This is a genomic window from Burkholderia cenocepacia (assembly GCF_014211915.1).
Taxonomy (GTDB): Bacteria; Pseudomonadota; Gammaproteobacteria; order Burkholderiales; family Burkholderiaceae; genus Burkholderia; species Burkholderia orbicola.
In genome coordinates, this window is record NZ_CP060042.1 from 128,442 (window position 1) to 145,477 (window position 17,036).

At 58.8% G+C, this 17,036-nt stretch carries 20 protein-coding genes; 1 reads left to right on the forward strand and 19 read right to left on the reverse strand.

What is annotated here, in order from left to right:
- Positions 1 to 69 precede the first annotated feature (69 nt).
- The 14 genes from SY91_RS34690 to SY91_RS34750 all read right to left on the reverse strand — a co-directional run bounded on the left by SY91_RS34690 (position 70) and on the right by SY91_RS34750 (position 7,797).
- Complete coding sequence (locus SY91_RS34690; protein ID WP_041489689.1) at positions 70 to 345, reverse strand: hypothetical protein; 276 nt, start codon at positions 343 to 345, stop codon at positions 70 to 72.
- Positions 342 to 695, reverse strand: coding sequence for a hypothetical protein (locus SY91_RS34695; protein ID WP_185921518.1), 354 nt, complete (start codon positions 693 to 695; stop codon positions 342 to 344). The genes SY91_RS34690 and SY91_RS34695 overlap by 4 nt, the downstream gene beginning before the upstream one ends.
- A 2-nt stretch (positions 696 to 697) precedes the next feature.
- On the reverse strand, positions 698 to 1,156 hold the full coding sequence (locus tag SY91_RS34700) for a hypothetical protein (protein WP_080330893.1): 459 nt from the start codon (positions 1,154 to 1,156) through the stop codon (positions 698 to 700).
- A complete protein-coding gene (locus SY91_RS34705) occupies positions 1,153 to 1,581 on the reverse strand; it encodes an HNH endonuclease signature motif containing protein (RefSeq protein ID WP_011695064.1) in 429 nt (142 codons plus the stop codon). The genes SY91_RS34700 and SY91_RS34705 overlap by 4 nt, the downstream gene beginning before the upstream one ends.
- On the reverse strand, positions 1,578 to 2,399 hold the full coding sequence (locus SY91_RS34710) for a hypothetical protein (protein WP_011695063.1): 822 nt from the start codon (positions 2,397 to 2,399) through the stop codon (positions 1,578 to 1,580). Before SY91_RS34710 ends, SY91_RS34705 begins: the two co-directional genes overlap by 4 nt.
- Complete coding sequence (locus SY91_RS34715) at positions 2,392 to 3,714, reverse strand: TrbI/VirB10 family protein (protein WP_185921519.1); 1,323 nt, start codon at positions 3,712 to 3,714, stop codon at positions 2,392 to 2,394. Before SY91_RS34715 ends, SY91_RS34710 begins: the two co-directional genes overlap by 8 nt.
- The gene (locus SY91_RS35425) at positions 3,707 to 3,934 is read right to left on the reverse strand and encodes a type-F conjugative transfer system secretin TraK (protein WP_253197038.1); all 228 of its coding nucleotides are present in this window, start codon (positions 3,932 to 3,934) and stop codon (positions 3,707 to 3,709) included. The genes SY91_RS34715 and SY91_RS35425 overlap by 8 nt, the downstream gene beginning before the upstream one ends.
- Positions 3,907 to 4,185 (reverse strand): type-F conjugative transfer system secretin TraK, encoded by a 279-nt coding sequence (locus tag SY91_RS35430; RefSeq protein ID WP_260632535.1) that lies wholly within the window; start codon positions 4,183 to 4,185, stop codon positions 3,907 to 3,909. The genes SY91_RS35425 and SY91_RS35430 overlap by 28 nt, the downstream gene beginning before the upstream one ends.
- A 262-nt stretch (positions 4,186 to 4,447) precedes the next feature.
- Entirely contained in the window at positions 4,448 to 5,059 is a 612-nt protein-coding gene (locus SY91_RS34725) for a type IV conjugative transfer system protein TraE (protein ID WP_011695060.1), read from the reverse strand.
- A 4-nt stretch (positions 5,060 to 5,063) separates the two neighbouring features.
- The gene (gene traL, locus SY91_RS34730; RefSeq protein ID WP_041489686.1) at positions 5,064 to 5,351 is read right to left on the reverse strand and encodes a type IV conjugative transfer system protein TraL; all 288 of its coding nucleotides are present in this window, start codon (positions 5,349 to 5,351) and stop codon (positions 5,064 to 5,066) included.
- A gap of 12 nt (positions 5,352 to 5,363) precedes the next feature.
- Positions 5,364 to 5,762, reverse strand: coding sequence for a hypothetical protein (locus SY91_RS34735; protein ID WP_011695059.1), 399 nt, complete (start codon positions 5,760 to 5,762; stop codon positions 5,364 to 5,366).
- A gap of 179 nt (positions 5,763 to 5,941) precedes the next feature.
- Positions 5,942 to 6,331, reverse strand: coding sequence for a hypothetical protein (locus SY91_RS34740; protein ID WP_011695058.1), 390 nt, complete (start codon positions 6,329 to 6,331; stop codon positions 5,942 to 5,944).
- On the reverse strand, positions 6,328 to 6,825 hold the full coding sequence (locus SY91_RS34745; RefSeq protein WP_011695057.1) for a lytic transglycosylase domain-containing protein: 498 nt from the start codon (positions 6,823 to 6,825) through the stop codon (positions 6,328 to 6,330). Before SY91_RS34745 ends, SY91_RS34740 begins: the two co-directional genes overlap by 4 nt.
- 720 nt (positions 6,826 to 7,545) lie before the next feature.
- On the reverse strand, positions 7,546 to 7,797 hold the full coding sequence (locus tag SY91_RS34750) for a hypothetical protein (RefSeq protein ID WP_034192245.1): 252 nt from the start codon (positions 7,795 to 7,797) through the stop codon (positions 7,546 to 7,548).
- A gap of 282 nt (positions 7,798 to 8,079) precedes the next feature.
- Between SY91_RS34750 and SY91_RS34755 the strand changes: the two genes are divergently transcribed.
- Positions 8,080 to 8,697, forward strand: coding sequence for a helix-turn-helix domain-containing protein (locus tag SY91_RS34755; protein WP_050809590.1), 618 nt, complete (start codon positions 8,080 to 8,082; stop codon positions 8,695 to 8,697).
- Here SY91_RS34755 and SY91_RS34760 read toward each other — a convergent pair.
- The 5 genes from SY91_RS34760 to SY91_RS34780 form a co-directional block, all read right to left on the reverse strand.
- On the reverse strand, positions 8,684 to 9,496 hold the full coding sequence (locus tag SY91_RS34760) for a VUT family protein (protein WP_166488175.1): 813 nt from the start codon (positions 9,494 to 9,496) through the stop codon (positions 8,684 to 8,686). The two genes, SY91_RS34755 and SY91_RS34760, sit on opposite strands and share 14 nt — an antisense overlap.
- A 167-nt stretch (positions 9,497 to 9,663) precedes the next feature.
- Entirely contained in the window at positions 9,664 to 10,140 is a 477-nt protein-coding gene (locus SY91_RS34765; protein WP_205710494.1) for a cupin domain-containing protein, read from the reverse strand.
- A gap of 461 nt (positions 10,141 to 10,601) precedes the next feature.
- On the reverse strand, positions 10,602 to 13,496 hold the full coding sequence (mobF, locus tag SY91_RS34770) for a MobF family relaxase (RefSeq protein WP_185921520.1): 2,895 nt from the start codon (positions 13,494 to 13,496) through the stop codon (positions 10,602 to 10,604).
- A 6-nt stretch (positions 13,497 to 13,502) separates the two neighbouring features.
- Positions 13,503 to 15,611 carry a type IV secretion system DNA-binding domain-containing protein gene (locus SY91_RS34775; protein WP_011695201.1) on the reverse strand — a complete coding sequence of 703 codons (2,109 nt, stop codon included), beginning with the start codon at positions 15,609 to 15,611 and terminating at the stop codon, positions 13,503 to 13,505.
- Positions 15,604 to 16,005 (reverse strand): hypothetical protein, encoded by a 402-nt coding sequence (locus SY91_RS34780; protein WP_011695200.1) that lies wholly within the window; start codon positions 16,003 to 16,005, stop codon positions 15,604 to 15,606. The genes SY91_RS34775 and SY91_RS34780 overlap by 8 nt, the downstream gene beginning before the upstream one ends.
- Positions 16,006 to 17,036 lie beyond the last annotated feature (1,031 nt).

Here is a 17,036-nt window from a genome sequence, read left to right on the forward strand (position 1 = left end):
TACCTTGGGTGGTGCAGCCCCACGCGATGCACGTCGTCATCAGAAGAGCGAAAGTGAATTTGGCCTGTTTCATTGGATCATTGAGCATGTTGAGGGCGAGGTGCCGGCGGCGAACGTGAGCGCCGACGCTGGAGGGACGGTCATTTGCCGAGATGGCATCGAGAAAGCGTGATGCTTGACCCCACCGATCTTGCGGCCAGCGAGCTTCTTACCAACGCGCAGCATGCGGGCATCGCCGTCGTCGTCGGCTGCTGAATCGCTGCCGTGGTGGACCTGGCCAGTCCGTTTGGCCCACGCTCCGAACCACGTGCGGTCGCACCACTCGATCTTGCTGATCTCGGTCATCGCCGCACCATCATGCAAAGGTCCGCCCGGCGCTTGATCTCAGCCGCGTATACGGTCAAGTCTCCGGTCAACACAACATGCGTGCGCGGTGCGGCTGGCACACCGACATACTCTTCAACAGGGGAGTCCGGGGTCCGCTTATCTCCGGCAATGCAGACGTTGTAGCCCCGCGAATTCGGAACATGCGCAATCAAGAGCGTGCCCTGCGCGACCATCGCTTCGAGCAGCGGGCGAATCCGTGCCGCGCTCAGGTGAAACTCGCTTGCCAACGCGTAGGCTGCATAGGCGACACGTGGGCGCATGGCAGCAAGTACATCGTTGGCAGTCGGCATATATTTGGCGCGAGGCATGGTCAGTCCTCCACGGGCTTGCGGCGTTGCACGAAGTCCCACAGCGCGGCCGGCAAGAACCGCGCCTCTGCACCTCGCTGGTCGAGCATCATCGCGACGTTGGCAACATCCACGGGATCGCCCATCGCGACGACCTCGATAAGCTCGCTGGCGAGCTTCATCGCCGGGACGGCCGCGGGGTCGCGCCATCCGCTACGGCCTTCTTGACGCTTCTTTGCGAGCTTGCGTTTCATCCGCGCAGCGAAGAGGTCGACGGCGACATCGTCCGGATGCACTGAGCCAGCGCGTCGGTTCCAGGCGGCTGCAGCGGCAGCGGCGTCGTTGAAGAGCAGCACCATCTGATAACCGGGGCACGCGAGATCGACGCAACTCGCACCGAACATCGCCTCGGAAACACGCATGACCGCGTCAACGTCGCAGTACGGACACGGGACAAGTTGATGATCGCGGGGAGAGTTCATTGAAGTTCTCCAGAGACGGCCGCGCGCGCAGCGACGCGCTCGAAATAGAAGACGACAGGCGCCCCGGTTTCCTCGATCAACCCGTAGCACTTCGCCAGGCGATAGATCGGGTGATACGCGTTGAGCGAGGAGACATGCTTCATGAGCGCTTGGCGCCACTGCTCAAGCGACATCTGCCCCTTGCTGATGTTGCAAGGCGGACAGGACGGCATGTAATTCGACTCGACGTCACGCTCCGGATGCCTCGACGGGCCGCTCACAAGCTTCCATTGGCCATCCGCGGTGCGCTTGGTCTCGACCGCGCGTACAACCGGGTCTAGATGGTCGCCGTGCCACCGATCGGGCAACGGCATTCCGCAATACGCGCAGTGTCCGTCGTACTTGCGCCGGAGCCGATCGCGCTGTGCTTTGGAGAGTCGGCTCACGCTTTATGCTCCGAGGCAACAGCGGCAGCATCGTGACAGACGGCTGCAGCGGGTCGCGCTGCATTTTCGGAGCGGATCACAATCTCCACCTGCTCCCAGAGCAAGGGCTTGCAGTCGCGCGCAAGTTCGTTCGGAAAGCCGGTAACACCGATGGCACCGGTGGGTGTCCTGATGTCGAGTTGGCCGCCCATAACCGGACTGCTTGAAATCTTCGTGAGCTCGCCGGCGGCAATGATCTCGTCGGGCGACGCAGGGGCAGACGCGATAGCCTCGCCCTTATACCAGTGCATCATGGCGAGCAGGCCGATATCGATGGGGTCGCCCTTGTCGACGTGCGAGCGCAACATCGTCGATAGGTCATCCCGTTGCGCGCTCCACCAGCCGGCACGCCCCTGGGCTCTACCCACTGCCATCTTTGCCTTCAACTCGCTGGTGAGCCCGTCGAGTGCCGCATCGTCGAGCGCTGCCGCACTGGTGAGCGGATTCGCGTCGGTCACACTGGTAACAGCTGACGAGCCGAACTCGTTGCTGGAGAGGTCCAGCAGATCCGCAGCTTGCTTAAGAAATTCCAGGAAGCCCGATTGAAACGCGGGATCACCGCGAAATCGATCGGCACCGATATCCGCGAATCCGCGCACGTGCTCGGCAATGAGCGAAGCCGCACCGAGCCAACCGGCAAGCGCCCTGCGCATTCCCGGTTGGCGGTAGTTGCCGTCTCCATCCCGCGTGAACGACGCTTCGTGGTCCGCTTCGTCCGCACACCGCTGCATCGCGGCCTCGAACGCGGCCATGGTCACGCTCTTCGTTTCATCAATCATCGGAGTAGCCCCCATCGTTAGCACGGCCATCGTTGGCCAAGCCATCGTTGATGTTGCTGATATCGGAGAGGGCGCCGTCGTATTCGGCTCCCTTTGTCACGGCGAACTCGACAATGCGGCCACCGTCCGTTTCGATCACGGGGAAAAGCTTCTCAGCCGTGCGGATGTAGTACTGCTTAAGAGCGTCGGCGCCTCCAGAGACGCCACTGCCGATAGCAGCACGGCCGACCTGGCTCGGATTGATAATGGAGGTGGACCCAAGGGCGGTATTACTGAGGGTGTTGGCGGACTGATTGAACGCTTGCCCAATCCCGGACGAGATACCGGCGAACACCGACATGGCCAATGCCGATCCCGCCTTCGAGACGAGCCGACCTCGCACACCCTCCTTGCCGTCCTCGCCCATCACGTTGCCCTTGATCGGCATTTCCACGGTTCGGCCGTTCTTCAAGATGCAGTCGAGCGTTTCGCCGCGCATGTGAGTGCGCTCGCTGGACACATCGCCATACGCCTGCGTCAGAATCCGGCACTCCGTGATGTCGAGCTTCCGGCTGTTCGGCAGATTGGCTGGGTCAAATACCTGGAGGAACACGGGAAGCGGGTCGTGCTGCGCCTCACCGCCCGTTGGGGCGTCGACACCGTTCATCATGAATACGCGAACAAATGAGGAGCCCGGGATGAAGCTGATTTTCTTCTTGCCGTTGGCCTTCAGGCAGTCCTGCTGTGCACGTGTCGCCTGATCCAACGGCAACGACGAGTAGCGGGGGTCGACGCAGTCGGCCCCGTTGCCGGTCGGTGTATTGAATTGAATGATGGCGAGCTTTGGAGGGGCAGCAGCCATATCGACACCGGGCTTGCCGGATTTGCCGAATGGCGGATTCAGGATTGCGCCCGTCTTGGCCGGGGCCCCGTTGAGGGGAATTGGCTTGTCCAGGGCCGCGCGGTCTGAGGTTGCTCCGGACGCGGGCGCGGGCGCGCTTGCCGGCGTGCTCTTCATCGCGTCGATCCGCTTACTGAGCTCGTCCTGGGCTTTCGACAAGGCTTTCATCTGCGACACGGCATCGTCGGCGCGCGAATCTATACTCGACATCCTGCGCGTAAGCTCAGCGAGTTGCGCCTCGGAGTGAGCCCGCCAGGCATTGCGATCGTTCTGGTCGCCGAGGCTCGTAAACGGCACCTTCGTGGTGAACTGACGATTGGCCGGCCCGCTCTGCGTGAAGAACATACCAACGGCGAAGAGGCCAGCGAGGACGGCGAAACCGGCCACGGTCAGGATCCGCTGGCGGCGCTTGGTTGCTTGATTGACATCACTCATGGTCGCCCCGCTCACGAACGACATAGACGATCGTGCTGGCGCCGGCCGGCAGGTTTGCGTTTTCGATTGCGATGGCGAGCACGCCCGGCGCGTAGAGTTCGCGCTCGTCGATAGCCATGTCAGTGTGCGAGGTATTCGAGAGCGTGTACGTCTCGCCAATGAAATCGCCGTCGCTGTACTGACGGACCAGCGTCAATACAGCCTCCTTCCAGAGCGGCACGACAGTGTCGAGCGACGTGTACGACAGCTGCGGTGCCCCCGACCACCGGCCATCGCCAGCATCATGAGCTTCACCCGTCGTTGAAAGGCCGATGCTTGGAGCGCCTGGGTCGAGCGCGCTGCAGGCGGTTCGATACGGACATCTTCGGCCGGTCGCGGACCAGGTACGAGCAACAAACGGTAGGTGGTGCCAGCGTCATCGATCACGAACACCGTGATCGACTCATTCAGCGCGGTGGGATTCGCGGGCATGAGCCAGAGCTTCCCGCCGTCTTGCGTCCACGAGATCGAGCCTGGTACGGTTGGCACGATCTTCGAAAAGCTGCGCCCCCGGACATTGACAGAACGTTGTATTCCGCCGCGGAGATCGAGACCTGCTGCACTTGCCGATCCGCTCCCTTGACGACCTGGATCGCATGCGCACTAGCGGTAATAAGGAACATCACGGCGGCAGACATGAGGCGCGGCCGGAAGGCCGTGCACAATTTCTGCGACTGTCGACTGAAGGCAAATTTCATGATGCGGGAGTCTCCGTTGTGACCAGCGGCTCGACGCCTTGTTTGCCGCGCGTGGCTTCTCGGATGTCGAGGAGGACCAAGCGGCCGAAGACGGTGATTCCGAAATAGACCTCGTAGGTCTTTTGTTCCGAGCTCGTGCGTTTGCCGGAGATGTAGGTGGTCAAGGTGCCGGTGACCTTCACGGCCTTGTTGCGGAAGTCCACCTCACCTACCCCCATCGGCTCGAAGACGTTCGTCACGCCGTCGTGCTTGATCTGCAGCGCGTCGGCCTCCCATTCGGTCTTGAGCGCGGCGCGCCGATCGTCATCGACCATGGACAGGAGAATCCGTACGTTGTTGTCGACGGTGGTCGGCGTGACGCTTTTGGAAAGGGCGAGCACGTACGCGGCCTGATCGGCGAGGTACTGGTCGTTCGCATACCGGGCCCCGATGACGTAGGTGCCGCGAACGGCTGGCGGCATGATGATGACGCGCTGCGTGATGACCAGCCATGCGCAGGTGAGGGCTATGACCACACTGGTGGTGCCGTTCCCGAGCAGCACTTTCTTCAGAAAGCGGTTCTCGGACTGCAGCTGTTCGCGTGATTGGGCGGCTTTACCGGGTGTCATCGAATCACCCGTTCAGTTCGCGAAGATCGGACGGCGGAAACTTCTTCGGCGCCGGCTGACCCAATACCCAGTACATGACGTGAGCCGACATACCGGGATGCTGGCCCGAGCTGAACTTCTGCCAAAGCGCCGCGACCGCAACGCCCACGACCAGACCGAGCAGGGTGTGGTTAAGCAACACACCGCCGATCGTGCCAGTGAGCCCAATCGCTGCTACATCCTTGCGAAAGAACAGAAACTTCTCCGGGTCGTCAAGGCGACTAGGTACGTAGTGACTGAGATCATCCGACATCGCCGCCCCCGCTTAAATCGTCGCGGTATAGCTGGCGTCGATGATGCCGACGATCACACCGACTGCGATGCCGATACCGGACGGAATAACAAACGCACCGTAGTCCTTCACGAACATCGCTCGGACGCTGCCCCACAAGACGCCGGCGAGAGCACAGGTCTTACCGGGGTTGCCTTTTGCCCAACCTTCTACGGTGGTCGACCCTTGCTGGAACTCCGCGCCGTCCGTTCCGAACGCATAGCGCGCGACCATCATCAGCGTGACCGCGAGCATCACGGCAGCGATGAAGTTCAGGGTTTCACGCACTTCAGATTTTTGCAGAAGCGCCTTCGCGCGATCCTCGAAAGCAACGAGGGCGCTCGCGGCTCGATATTCGAGCATCTCGAGCTGGTTGAATTGAGCGGTATTCATCTAGTCCTCATGTGGTAGCTAGCCAGCAGCGCGGGCCGGGGGTTGTGCTCGCGCCGCTACATGCAGCACGAGCACAATTCAGGGGGAAAGTAGTTAAACGAACAATCTAACTTTTATTACGGATTACTTACTATCGCGTTTCCTCCTTGGTCGAGTGGTGAATCGGTGAGCTGCGCGGACTAACGGCCCGCCAGGTGCTTCGACGCCGTCCCGACCGCGGCGCCCGCGGTGCAAAGCGTTCGATTCGCCACCTTCGCGACTCGGTGGACATGTCGGATTCGCGCGTGCAGGGATCGGTGGCGCTTGGCGATCGGCGTGGAAAGCGCTTGAATGGGCCGGGTTTCTGCAGCCAATACAGGGAGCGATAGATTCTCTTGAACGACGGGCGCCGGCGCCGCGAGGTGCTTGATCGTCGGTTCAGGGCACGAGTCGCCGGAACAGAACACGTAGCGGCCGGAGCCGGATTCGCCGATCTGCGTGACGTCGTAGTCCGGAAGACGGGAAGACGCAAAACAGGCTTGAGCAAGGGTCCCGACAATCAGGCCAAGAAGAGGGACGAGGCGCATCATCGCGCGCCTCCTTCGGCGACCTTGCCGAGCGCCGACTGGGCGCGATAGCCCGCATATGCACGCTGCACCAGCCGGACATAGCGCGCCTGGGCGGCGATGTTCGTGGAACCGGGCCCTGTGTTGTAGCAACCGACGGCGGCCCAGGTCGCGCCCTTGGCCTGGATGCAGTTGGCGAGCACCCACGCGCTGAGCTTGAGGTTCACGCAGGGGTTCAGGAGGTCGCGTTGGGTGACGCCGTAGCTGACGAGCTCGGGAAGATGGATATCGTTGATTTGCGCTGCCCCCCATGCCCTGTGGCCGTCCGGCAAGCGCGGCCCAATGGCGCCGGGCACGCCACGGGATTCGACCCAGGTTATCGCCCGCAGGAGATCGGGATCGAGGTGATAGAGGGCGGCAGCCTCATTGAAGATATTGCCCTTGCAAACGTCCGCGGTCGCTGGCGGAGCAGCGAGCAGGGCGATCGCGGCAGCAACTGCCACGCAGAAGGTGCGCATCGCACCCGATGAGTGGCGACGCACAGAATAAAAAACGTAGCGTATCGGGTTGCCCCGAAACGCTACGAGACCGCCTGCAGTCGAGGCACTGAGAGAAGAAAGCGACAGGCGGGATACGAGCGAAAGCTGCTCGTACCGAAAGAGCAACATGGAGCAAAAAGGGGGTATGTCCGAATAAATGCGTGACACCGAACCCGCAGGGCAAGACATGCGGCTGCGGAGGAGGTTTGACGCGGAACAGCGAACGAATGTCCTGCTCTCGCGCGATACTCCAGTGCGGTGGACAAGGCGTATCGCCGTCGCCTTAAAAAGGGACGCATCGAACGCGTCAAGCCCGAAGGATTGACGTACAATATCTGTAGCCACGAGTGGTCTCTCTCAGCTTTCCCAGCTATTTGCTTGTGGTCAGGACATATGGGGTGTTGGCGCACCCTGTATGTCCGTCTTAATTAACTACAACTGCACAACACTGACATGAAAGTTCGGAGACTTTCCGAATCTGCGGCGTGACGATGTTCGCAGCGCCGCACATGTTTTCTTGTCCACTTCAAAACCCACGGCGGTCAATTGACCAAGATCGCGTACAGAACAGCTAGTCACACGTGGGCAGCGCTCAGAACTCACTACGCTTTCGCACGAGCGGCTCAGAGGCCGGGCCGACTTCGTATCGGTAAACCTGGCGACGACTGCCGCTACCTGGATCTACCAGGTTCGTACCGCTCATCCCTTTGGATTCCACTGCAGGGTGATCACGTTAACGTTCAGCTCGTGCTTCTCAAAGTACTTCATCATGCTATCCAGGCTTGCCCATGTCCTCGGTTCATTGCGGAACGTATACAACGTGTGCAAACCCTCTTTCCAAGACAGTTCGACGACGAAGAGATAGCCCCTATCCGTGCGCAAAACCGATGCGTGCTTGATAGCGTTGTTCTTCGCGGCATCCCGAAATTCCGCCTCAGTAATCTTGCTCAACCCACCCTCCAATGTGCTCAACTGGAGGATAGTAAAGCGATAGCTACCGATTCGGATGGTTCGATTCAATTTCTACCAACATTACCTGTATTGCACTGCATTAGAACATGAATTGCATTGCAAAACAACATATTTTGCAAGGCGCAGCAGGAGACTACGATCTTGTCCTCCCACCCTGACCAGCGCCGATCGGTCGACCAGCAAACGACGTTACCAACTGTAACAGGATGTTGAAAATTTTCAACTCCTTCGTTGAACAAAAATTAGGGTCGGGCATAGCGCGTGAAGAAAAAGGAAGAACTTGCAAGCCTAGCGGCCACGTTTGTGGCAACGGTCAAACATTTGCAGCAGGAGGCCGGCGTCAATGACTCGGAACTGTCGCGCGCGATCGATCTTGACCGGGGCACGCTCAGCCGCCTGTTATCGGGTGAAACTATCGATCCGAGACTGAGCACGATTTCGGCAATCGCCCGGTTTTTCGCCGTTCCGATGTCGTCCCTCTTCGGCGAAGAGAGCAGGGGGTTCGTGCCTGTCTATGAGCAGCGGAGTCTGCGCGACGCGCGAAAAGTATCCGCGGCGCCGCGCCACGGTCAGCTGTGGATCAGGGTATCGAACGCAAATTCGAGTCGATTTGCGATTGCACTCGCCCCCAAGAGCCGCACTGAACCGCTTCCGCACAATGCCATCCTTGTCATCGGAGATTATGCTTCTCTTGATTCAGGCGATTTTGCATTCGTCGAAGTAGGTGAACAAACTTACACCTTCGTCAAGTTGACGGATGGCGAAAAACTCATCGGTTACGACATAGAATCAACCTCAAAGCGCCGGCCCATATTGATAAATGAGCAAGCGATCATCGGAAAAGTTGTCGAAATTATAATGGGCGCTAACTCCGAATGAAATTCACCTTATAGTCGTAATGATCGACACCATCACGCGACTTTATCCAGAGAACGATTCTGGAAAACAAGACAGAGAACGCCATTTCGTACAACATCTTTATCGTAATTTGTGCAAGCACGATCTTGAGAAGCACAGTCAACGGCACAACGCCGTAGAACAATAGTGTCCCAAATAGAACGCTATCGACGACTGCTCCGACTGCATTGGCCGCAAGAAAACGAAGAATCAGGGCGCGGCCTCTTAGTGCGATCTTCAGCCTAGATACGACCAGCGAATTAGATAACTCGCCTGCGAAGTAGCCGACAGCCGACGCGCCCAGCGCCCTCATCATTTGATGGGACACTCCGAGAACGCTACCGCCCAGCCATCCCGCCTTCTCGAGCGACAGAATAATCAGAATAACCGGGATGTTCACTAAAAACGCACCCCATATCACATGGCGACTTACAACAAATCCATACGTCTCCGTTATGCAAGCCCCAAAGCAATACGTCAACGGGAAAACGACCAGCGCGGTCGGAAAGAGGACGCTGTACCCCTGCAGGAACGGCAGGTTGATGGTGGTGATACTATCTCCAATTAAATTGGTAGTGACCAACATCACGCTGAAAAGTGCCGTAAGATAAATAATCCCGTAAGGGAAGTGCGGCACTCGCTCGGTGATGTTCTGGATATTGACGTCGTTGGCATTTACCGTAGCGAGCAATGCGACATCATTGGCAGAGAATTTGCCGATCCAATCCGCCTCTAACAGTTCACCAACGGGTAGCTTCATCGAAATACCCGTATCATTCACGCGCACTCTCGCGACCGAAAATCGCTTTTCACCATCCTTCGGAAGAATCGCCTCTACCTGGCATCTCGGGATACTATTTGCCGTCACCATAATTGCGCCTGTTCAAAATCGATCCACCAAACAACCAAAAGCACCACCGGCCTACCTTGGAAAATCGAACACTTACGTCACTTTGGCAGATTCTGATACGCCATCTTCAATATGATATCTCGATATTGCGAATACTTTCCCAGCAACTCGGACTGAGTAAGAATTCTATAATCAGCATCGTCAAATCCCGGCACAACAGCGCAACTGACCAAAGTGTAATCACCTGAATCGACCGACGCCCCGAAAATCCACCCTCCGCGCATAACTACAGAAAGTACCTCCCCATGTTCCACGTTCGGGCCGAGACGGACCGTCCGATATGCTCCCGCTTCATCGATGACGTGCATGGTGAGTGGGTCGCCAGAGTGGTAGTACCATATTTCATCGGATATCATCTGATGGAAGTGCGACGGGCTATCATGGGTCACCATGAAATAGATTCCGCTATAATTTTTCCTTTCAGCGCCGTTCGCCGTTTTTCGATAAATGTCAGAACCAAACGCGTATCTAAAATAGCCTCCTTCCGGATGAGGCTCCAGACCGAGTTTCTCCATCCAGAATTCCCTGGATTCGTGAGGTCTGCTGCGATTTGAACTTGACATAACTTTTCCCGCAGATATCATGAAAATTATTACAAAAATCGAAACGAAGGTGACTCGTGGAATCACCGCCTTCGGCCCTCTACACATAAATTTATTGTTTTTCGCAAACATACGATGTGGTTTTGGTTGAAATTTCTACTACATCGCGAGACCGCAGTGCGCGGGGAAATAGTACCGCTGCTGATCCTACACGATGATATCGACATTGATTTGGAATTCTTCACCGCTTTGCAATACGGAGGTTCCCGCGGCGAACAGATGTCAACAAATCGAAAGGTATATTCCAGACTCCAACAGAATTCTTTCGATTTGATTTAATCTGAACGCGCAGCGCGCCGGCGACCGAGCAACGTCCCTATAACCGTAGCGGCGAGGCGATAGAACAGCGTGCGTCGCAGGCGCGCGCCGCAACCTCAGTCCGGCTCGATCTGCATCTGTTGCGCAGCTTGTTGACGTCGCTGGCGCTGCGGCTGGGTATTCGCCTGCTCGCCCAACTCATGCTCACGCAGCGTCTCGATGGCGCTTGACTTGTCCTGGTGGCGTGAGACGGCCGCTCGAGCGAGAATTGCGTCGGTCGTGAAAATCTGGAGATCCTCGACCGCCCGGGTGAGCCCGACATAGAAGCTCCGGTCACCGAAGATCCTACGCACCGTCATCGCGACGTCTGACTGGCGCCGAGCATCTTCCGGATCACGCTCCATTTTGTGTGACGGGATATGCAGCATGGCTTGCTCGCGGGTCGCGCCTTGGCCTGCGTGAACCGTCACCGCATACGCGTGATCCCAATGACGCTGCGCGTCGAGATCCCAAGGAATTTCCTTGCCATCCGCGAGCCGCAGGACCGCCTGGTTCTCGTTGACAGAAACGACGGTCGCCTCGTGACCATTCTTGACGAGCTCGTCGCCGCGGGTGAAGCGAATGACGTCACGCGCGGCGAGATTCCTCGTTTCCGAGAGATACACCTCTACCCGGTTGTACTTCTTCGGTTCCCATTCCATGAGAGACCCGTCGGACTTCCGCAGAACGACGATACCCTCGTCGGGTCGCGTACCCACAACGCGCATGTATTCGCCGCGGGAGGCGAGTATTTTCTGATAGTCTCGACCGAACCGGACGGTCATATCCTTAGTGTAGTACTGCGCCTCCTTCTGCTTGGCCCGGGTCATATCTCCATCGGACCGGAAGATGGTGTGTGCCGAGTCGTTGACATCGAGCTCGCCACGCTCCTGCAGCTCCGCCCGAACCGCATTGTTGATTTCGACGCGGTCCTCGTTAAACGGGGTGATGATGATCGTCTGATTTCTTCGTGGTCCCCGGTCGACGTACTGGCGCGCCATCAGGTCGATCAGGTCTCGCGGATCCTCGTGTTCCGTCACGCGCCCAGCTTGCTCGAGAAAGTCGAAGGCGCGAGCGTTACGTGCGAGGTTCAGGTCGGTGAGGGGCTCATCCGGTGCAAGGTCGGCGGTGCCCACGGTGATCGCGACTGCCTGCTGCAGCTCGGGATTCTTCTGGCGCTGGATCTGGGTCATCTGAGCGGTGGCCACGCCCTCGTCCTGCAGGATCTCAAACGGTTTGCCCGCCTCGATGGCCTGCAGCTGGAGGCGGTCGCCAAGGAGGATGACCTTCGCATCCGCTCGTTCCGCCATCTTAAATAGGCGAGCCATTTGCCGTTGGGCGAGGAATGATGACTCGTCGACGAGCCAGAGCTCGCGCTCTCGTGATAGGTCCGGCACATACTCGCGCAGGACCTTCAAATCATCCTGGCGCCGCTGCTCATGAATCTCGAACATCGTAACCGTATCGGCCTGGATACCGGAGTCGTTTTCGAGCTGCTTGGCAGCCTGGCCGGTTGCGGCCATCCCTCGTACAAGCCAACCCTGCTCGTGCGCGACCTGGACTGTTCCCTTGACCATCGTGGTTTTGCCTACGCCGGCGAGCCCCTGCACCGCGACGATCCGGTCTCTGCCCGTCAGCGCATGCTCGATCGCGCCTCGCTGACCGGGGGTGTAGTCGAAGGTGGGATCGTTCCGCTCCGCACGCGCGGTGGCGATGGCCTGTTCGATTCTGGACCGGACTAATTCGGCAGGCGCGATCGCCGGCGTCACATCTCGCTGCGCGAGCGCGTTCTCGACTGTCCAGCGCTCCGTGTTGAGCATCTTCTCGGTGGTAATGTTGCCGTCCGGAAGGTCGACGATCTTGCCTTGATGGACCAGCTTTTTGTAGGCATCGAGAATCTGATTTGGAGACGTTCGGCCGACCGCATGCTCGAGCGCGGTCTGGACGAGGTCATATTGGTTCAGCACGATTTCGCGCTCACCGAGGTGAGACGCAGCGAACCGTAGGGCTTCAATACCGGACAACTTGACGACCCGTGCATCCGTTCCCGCTTCCCGCGCCTCCCGAGCCTTCTGCTGAATGACGCTGTAGTCGAGGCCGACTGCTTGTGCGCGCTCACGCCATTGAACCGACAAGGCCTCATGGTCGACGCCGACCTTGCGTTCGCGAGTCGCGAGCACGGCACGCTCCTTCTCGGCGGCCGTGGCGTTTGCAGGATCGATTCCGTTGGCCCGCAGCCATCGATCGCGCGCTGCCGAGCGCTGGCTGAAGTGTTCGATTTGCTCTCGAGTGACGCCGACCGATTCGAAATTCCCGTTCTCGTCGGGTGCCGTGATGGCATAGCCCCGCTTCTGCAACCCGCGCGCGAGCGAGGACGTGTAGATTGCGCCGATCACCTTCTGCTGCACGTACAATTCGTCATTGGTGAGTGATCGCCATTCGCCATCCGCGCGTTGGGTCGCGTTCATGACGAGGGCGTGAGTATGCGTATCGGGGTCGAGATCTCGGCTCGTGTTGTGTCGAAAGAGGGCGGCTACTACATTGCCGGTCGGCTCCACTAGCGTCTGGCCATCGACCGTTTTGCGCGCCCGGGCCACATACGCCTCGACGTACTCGAGCGCCTCCTTGACAGCCTCTTCATGCGCGAGGCGGACCTCGCGATCTTCGAAAACTTCTGCGGCAATACTGACGCTCTTCGGCGCCGAAAAGGTCAAGTCGATGCCGGGTCGATGCACAACCTCGGGCTCGCCATTCTCGTCCAGGACGACGCGACCGAGTTGCTGATCGCCGACCTGCCCAGACAGCAACTTGAAAAACACGTTGCGATCGACTTGCCCGTTCAGACCTAGGGTGGCCGCCCCCTTGCCGAACCAGGCTGAATGCTCGAGTCCCTGATCGGTGGTGTAGTAGTTATCTTTCGAAAAATAGTGGAGCGCCTGGCCGGCGCTGCCGACATTATGCATGCTCATCATCGCGCGTCACCCCAACAAGTCGCCGAGACCGGCGCGGCCGGTGGGCCGTTCGCCGGTGACTGGCTCGCGGGGAGCCGACGTACTGTGAACTTCGCCGGTGTCACCGTCGACGATTTCGCCAGTCGACAGCGAGATCACATTGGACGGTCGTGCTACGCAGCCAGAAGTGTTCGGCGCGGGGGCACCGACAGCCGGACCGGCCGAAGCGGCGTTGGTCGCCGAATCCTCGGCGGCCGTGGTCGGTGCGCCGGAAGGATTGGGTGACGGGGAGTGGGACGGGGACGGGTCGCTGCCGAACCTCGCCGTCGGGCTGGGCGGGGAAGGTAGCGCAGTCGATTGTCTCTCCGGCGCAGCCGGACGGTCAGCTGCAGCGCCTGCCGGAAGCCAGAGATCGTACGTTTGGCGCGGGATGAAGGGCGTCACCGTTTGGGGATGGGGGACGTACTCGTACTTGACCCGGGCAACCGGATAGTCGCTCGGCGTGACCAGATAGCCCTGCATGTCGGGCAGGTGCAGAATTTCTGATGAGAGGACGAGATCGCGGAGATTGCGTCGCGCAAAAACGCTCATGCCGTCGCGCCGCTCGTCGATGCCGAGATTCAGGCTTTCCTCCTTTTCGTCGAGGTCGGCCTGACCGATCGCGTTGGCCAATGCCTTGGCCGCGTCACCATCGGTCACGCGCAACAGGAGCTTGGTCTGGCATCCGGAGATGATCGTGCGCGCCAAGTGCTCGCCGTAGATCTGGAAGAGTTGGGAAAAGTCCTGGATGCCGAGTACGAAGCAACCGCCGTACTTCCGAATGTTGGTAACGGCGAGCTTCATGATCTCGAGCTTTTGCAGAGTGGGGAGCTCGTCGTAGAAGTACCAGAGACGTTCGCGATGAATCGGCTTGAGCGTCAGCAGCGACCGGATAGCGATATCACACCAGAGGCTGATGAGCGGAAGCAGGGCGGTTTTCTGCTCCTCGTTGACGGTAATGAACAGCCAGGAATCGTCGTCTTCATCCTCATTCTGGATCCATTCTCGGATCGAAAATGGCTCGCCTTCGTCGTGCAGGTAACGAAAGCAATCGAGCTGGTTCTGCACGGTCATCTTGAGGCTCATGCCCGTACGCTCAGTGACTGGATCGACGTAGGTCGCCGCAGACTCGTTCGCTAGGATCGCGTGCAATTCCTCGAGATTGCTATGGGCGATGGCCTTGTACAGCGCTGCGTTGGTTCGTTTGTTGTCGCCGCCAAGCGCACGAATCGCTCCCTTGAAAACCATGCGCCCCGCAATCGCGAAGAATGGGTCGGCGACATTCGGTGGAATCGGGATGAGCCCCTCAGCCAGCCCGTCGTAATGGATCTCGCTTTGGATTTCGCGCCAGGCATTCCAGTTCGGGCTACGCGCGTCGAGCGGATTCAGGATGACGTCCTTCCCTTCGCGGTAATACGCAGCGGTGAATTCGCCTGATGGGTCATAGACGATCGCCCGTTTTTTGCGGGCGCGCACCTGATCCATCAGCGCAAAAAACTGCTGGGACTTGCCACTGCCTTGGGCACCAGAAAAGAGTGTGCCGAGCACTTCGGCCTTCTTCCGCATCGGCACGCCGGCGATGCGATAGGGGCTGGCGTCGTCTCGAGCCTCCAGTTCCTTGATGAGCTCCTTTGCTTTGACGAGCTTGGCACCGCGCACCTGCTTGTCGGTAAGTTTTCCGCGGCCGTACTCCATCCAAAACAGGACGGAAAGGAACGTGACGGCAATAGCGGTTAAAACAGCGTACAGGGCAGCATTGCGCGCATAGATGAAGAACTCGTCGGCCGCATCCTCGGTAAACGACAGCGCCGCAGCGGGCGGCAGTGCCGTGTCGTCGTTGCCGAGGTGGAACGAGACGTTCGGATTGGCCATCGGAACGACTGTGAGGATTTCCGCCTCCACGTGCTTGATCGTCAAATAGCGAGTTTCGGCGGACGTGACGAAATACAGGTATGCACCGCCGGCCAGCGCACCGACGAGAATTGCCGCGATGACAACCGCCACGATCGCACTGGTGAGAAGCTTTGCCTGTTGCCACCAGAGGGCAGTTCCTCGTGAAAAGGTGGCGAGTCCGCTGGGGGAGCGTTGATCAGCCATTGCTCTCTCCCAGCAGTTTCTTGGTAGCGGCTTCGGCGCGATCCTGTGCCTGGTGAAAGAACTGGATGTTTCTGTCGCTGATGATGCTGGTCAGGACTTCGCGGCTGAAGAACACCGCTTGAACCAGTTCGGACGGTAGCGTCTGGACGGATTTGCCGGGGCCGCCATCGGACGGCATGTGCCCACTCAGTTGCTGAATGAGCGCCTTGAGACGCTGGTCGATGAGCGAGACATTTTCGGTGACGACGCCGAGCGCAAGCTGCTTGCGAATGTAGTCGGACAGCGAGACACCGTTCTCCTGCGCCTTGCGCCGATAGAAGCGTTCCGACTCGGGATCGAGTTTGAAGGAGATGGGTTTGGACGCACCTTTCCCCGGCGTTTTGAGACGCGGCATGAAGACCTCGTAGCGAGAGATCCTTACCTTTTTGTGGCCGTGGTTATGTGCGGATTGAGCTGCGGATACGCGCTTCCGTCGTGTGAAGATGTTAGCACATGGTCACGCTGTTTCGTCATACGGCTACGTGTTTTTCTAGTAGCGGGGACAATCTTGTCGTTTCGCATTGTTTTCTCTATCAACATCCGCCTCGCGCCTTTAAAGCACTGATTTAATTATCGTTTTCTGCATATCTGGATCCTCATTGAATTTAGGTGTACTACCGTGACGCCAATGGTGTAATACGCATATATCCGGTGTCACGTGAGCTTTCGATCGTAGGCTGAACGGTATTAAAAGGGTTTTACGGGCGTCATACCGGCATACGCTATATCCAGCTTTGAGTTTCGGCTGTAGCTTAGCGATATCGCGATTTTAGGCGTCGTACCGCTTAAAGGCTTGCGCAGCAAGGCTTTAAGCGCCCGCAACGGAGTTGCGTGGTGTGTGACCGTCTGGTCGGGGGGTGGGGCTTGCCCCACGGGTCGCCCCCCGGACGGACGGTATCTGGATGGTGATGCCCGGACGGGTCCGGGAATCACCGGTTTTTCAGCAGGCGTCGCGATCGGCATCGCAGCCAGCAAGAGCGAGGATTTCGTTCCGTTGAGGCGTTCGCCTGGGTGGGGCACAGCGAAAATTTCGGAGAAAGCGGGAGATTGAAGTACCGACACGAAAGAAAGAAAAACGAGGCGAGCGTCGATCCGTTCCGCACAGGGAAAAAACGGAAAAGGGAGGTCGAACGGAGGCGGGGAGCGGACAGGGAGAAATTCGGAGCGACGAGAGTGGTTATGCCACGCAGGTTTTCCACATATCCACGGGTCCGGACCGACGTCGCGATGCATCACTATCGCAAGAGCGTCGGCCGCGCGCCGTTTTCCACAACGGTGTTGGTTGTGGGAAACGGGAGAAGCGCGGGGACCGGTGGATATGTGGGAAACCTGCCGGCGTGCGCGGATTTAGGTCGTGGATCGATGGGGTGTCGAGGAACAGCCAGA

Excerpts from the sequence above, each read along its gene's own strand:
- SY91_RS34695 (WP_185921518.1), bottom strand. The coding sequence starts at position 695 with ATGCCTCGCGCCAAATATATGCCGACTGCCAACGATGTACTTGCTGCC.
- SY91_RS34700 (WP_080330893.1), bottom strand. The coding sequence starts at position 1,156 with ATGAACTCTCCCCGCGATCATCAACTTGTCCCGTGTCCGTACTGCGAC.
- traL (WP_041489686.1), bottom strand. The coding sequence starts at position 5,351 with ATGTCGGATGATCTCAGTCACTACGTACCTAGTCGCCTTGACGACCCG.
- SY91_RS34765 (WP_205710494.1), bottom strand. The coding sequence starts at position 10,140 with ATGGAGAAACTCGGTCTGGAGCCTCATCCGGAAGGAGGCTATTTTAGA.
- SY91_RS34745 (WP_011695057.1), bottom strand. The coding sequence starts at position 6,825 with ATGCGCACCTTCTGCGTGGCAGTTGCTGCCGCGATCGCCCTGCTCGCT.
- mobF (WP_185921520.1), bottom strand. The coding sequence starts at position 13,496 with ATGATGAGCATGCATAATGTCGGCAGCGCCGGCCAGGCGCTCCACTAT.
- SY91_RS34710 (WP_011695063.1), bottom strand. The coding sequence starts at position 2,399 with ATGATTGATGAAACGAAGAGCGTGACCATGGCCGCGTTCGAGGCCGCG.
- SY91_RS35430 (WP_260632535.1), bottom strand. The coding sequence starts at position 4,185 with ATGCCCGCGAATCCCACCGCGCTGAATGAGTCGATCACGGTGTTCGTG.
- SY91_RS34725 (WP_011695060.1), bottom strand. The coding sequence starts at position 5,059 with ATGACACCCGGTAAAGCCGCCCAATCACGCGAACAGCTGCAGTCCGAG.
- SY91_RS34690 (WP_041489689.1), bottom strand. The coding sequence starts at position 345 with ATGACCGAGATCAGCAAGATCGAGTGGTGCGACCGCACGTGGTTCGGA.
- SY91_RS34715 (WP_185921519.1), bottom strand. The coding sequence starts at position 3,714 with ATGAGTGATGTCAATCAAGCAACCAAGCGCCGCCAGCGGATCCTGACC.
- SY91_RS34740 (WP_011695058.1), bottom strand. The coding sequence starts at position 6,331 with ATGATGCGCCTCGTCCCTCTTCTTGGCCTGATTGTCGGGACCCTTGCT.
- SY91_RS34780 (WP_011695200.1), bottom strand. The coding sequence starts at position 16,005 with ATGCCGCGTCTCAAAACGCCGGGGAAAGGTGCGTCCAAACCCATCTCC.
- SY91_RS34775 (WP_011695201.1), bottom strand. The coding sequence starts at position 15,611 with ATGGCTGATCAACGCTCCCCCAGCGGACTCGCCACCTTTTCACGAGGA.
- SY91_RS34735 (WP_011695059.1), bottom strand. The coding sequence starts at position 5,762 with ATGAATACCGCTCAATTCAACCAGCTCGAGATGCTCGAATATCGAGCC.